This is a genomic window from Streptomyces triticisoli, from assembly GCF_003270085.1.
In the GTDB taxonomy this organism is placed as follows: domain Bacteria; phylum Actinomycetota; class Actinomycetes; order Streptomycetales; family Streptomycetaceae; genus Streptomyces; species Streptomyces triticisoli.
In genome coordinates, this window is the sequence record NZ_QFDQ01000204.1 from 1 (window position 1) to 2,371 (window position 2,371).

General features: G+C 74.8%; 2 protein-coding genes. Both read left to right on the forward strand.

Going from position 1 to position 2,371, the window contains the following annotated elements; all coding sequences use genetic code 11:
- Positions 1-1,336: outer membrane protein assembly factor BamB family protein (locus DEP02_RS25750; RefSeq protein ID WP_157977541.1), on the forward strand; the 1,336-nt coding region annotated here is incomplete at its 5' end.
- Between the two features lie 309 nt (positions 1,337-1,645).
- The gene (locus tag DEP02_RS25755; protein ID WP_112470076.1) at positions 1,646-2,233 is read left to right on the forward strand and encodes a hypothetical protein; all 588 of its coding nucleotides are present in this window, start codon (positions 1,646-1,648) and stop codon (positions 2,231-2,233) included.
- Positions 2,234-2,371 lie beyond the last annotated feature (138 nt).

Here is a 2,371-nt window from a genome sequence, read left to right on the forward strand (position 1 = left end):
GGTGCGCCTGGCCGGCGCCCAGGTGCCGATCGGCCCCGGGCCGCTCGTCGCCGACGCCCGCGCCGCCGCCGTCAAGGCACCCCCGCCGGAGGCGGGCCTGGCCGCCACCTGGTCCAAGCCGCGCCCCGGAGTCAACGGCGCCGACCCCGCCGTACCGGCCGCACCGCCCGTGCCGCCCGCGCCGCCCGCGCTCCCGGAGGCCGCGAACGACTGGCGCCCCTGGCGCTTCCGCATGTCCAACGACGTCTGGGGCACCCCGTCCGTCGCCGACGACCTGGTCTACGTCACCTCCTTCGAGGTGCACGCCCTCGACGTGGCCACCGGCCGGCGCCGCTTCAAGACCCGGGACGTGGCCTGGTCCATGGCGGTCGCCGACGGCCGTGTCCACGCCTCCGACGGGCCCACCCTGTTCGCCCTGGACGCCCGCGAGGGCGCCGACCTGTGGCGGCTGCAGACCGATGCCTGGGTGTACTCCCTCAGGGCCGACCGCGGCACGGTCGTCACCGGCACCCGGGGCGGCGGTGTCCAGGCCTGGGAGGCGGCCGGCGGGCAGAAGCTGTGGGAGATCACCGGCTGCCAGACCGACTTCGAGTCCCCGGAGGCCGGCCCCACCGTCCACGACGGCACGGTGTACGTCTGGCAGGACGCCCGGCTGCGCGCCCTGGAGGCCCGCACCGGTGAGGAGCGCTGGTCCTACCCCATCGGCGACGCGGCCTCCTGCGGCGGCGTGCCGGTGCGCATCACCCCGGCGCCCGACGGCTGCGTTTACGTCTCGGCCGGCACCCGCGTCATCGCCGTCGACGTCGCCGGCGGCCACGTCCGCTGGCACTTCGAGGCCCCGGCGGTCTTCCTCTCCCCGCCGGCCTTCGCCCCGGGTCCCGCGGTGACCGGCGGCGGGGTGTACCTGGCCGACTACCTCGGCACCGTCTACGCCCTGGACGCCGCCGACGGCCGGGACCGCTGGCGCATCGCCACCGAGGCCCGCTCCGGGATCGACCCCGTGCTGGTCGCCGCCGGGCACGTCCACGTCGGCAGCGGCAACGGCCTCTACACCCTGGACGCGGTCACCGGCACGCCCAAGTGGCGCTTCCAGGCGGGCGGCGAGATCGTCGGCTCCCCGGCGGTCGCCGAGGGCCGTATCCACTTCGGCTCGACGGACCACCTGTTGTACACGTTGAAGGCCGCCGACGGCCGCCTCCGCTGGAAGCTCGCCACCGGCGGCGAGATCACCGGCTCGCCGGTGGTCAGGGACGGGGTCGTGTACGCGTGCAGCAAGGACCGGTGCGTGTACGCGCTGGACGCGGAGAAGGGAACGGGGACGGCACGGACCGCCTGACCGGCGGGGGCGCTTCGGCGGCGGGGCGGTCCGGTGGCGGGGCGGTCCGGTGGCGGGGCGGTCCGGTGGCGCGGGGACTGGGGCTGCGGGGCCCGGGGGCCCGGGGGCCCGGGGCCTGGGGCCTGGGGCCTGGACGCGGGATCTGGTGACGGCCGTCGTACCGGATGCACGGAAGGGGCCACGGACGGCGGCCGTCGGTCCAGGTGAGCGGCGCTCTTGTCACCGTTCACACACAAGACGCTACGACGGGTACGCGATGGTCGCCATTCAGTGGCATGACCGTGACAGGCGGGTCGTTAGGGTGCCGACATGCATTCACGGGGACGCACACTCAGGTTCGCGGCGGTGTCGGCGGCGGTGGTCCTCTGCCTGACGGGGTTCACCACCGGGCGGGGGCACGGGCATGGCGGCGGTGGCGGTGGTGGTGGCGGAGGCTGCAGCAGCTCCAGCCAGGACCACGACAGTTCGTCGTCCTCGTCCTCGTCCGGGGGCGGCGCGTACAAGGACGACGACCAGGACGACTCGTACGGCGGCTCCGGCTCGTACCGGGACCGGTATGACGACACCGATGACGACCACGGCAGCGGCAGCGGCAGCGGTTCCGGTACGAGCGAGCCGGACCAGGAGAACGTGCTGGTGAGGCTGCTGAGCTGCGCCACGAAGAAGAAGCCGTACGCGACCGTCGAGGTCACCAGCCTCAACGCCACCACCGAGGGCCGCTTCGCCGTCACCGTCAGCTTCAGGGACGCCCGCGGAGTCGAGATCGTCTCCGCGGTGGAGGAGGCCGACGTGCCGGCGAACGGGAAGACGACCGTGAGAGTGCCCGTCCCCGGCCGCGACCACATCGCCAGGGTGGACCACTGCGACCTGGACCCGGAGGCCCCGTCGGCCGGGTGAGGGCGGGTGCACTGCCTTGCGGGGTGGCCAGGGTGGGGTGTGGGGGTGGGTTGGTGTGGCCGTGGGGTGGTGGCGTGGCCGTGGGGCCGCCCGCTTCTCGGGTCAGTGTCGTGCTTCCGCGGCCCGCGTCAAGGGCGC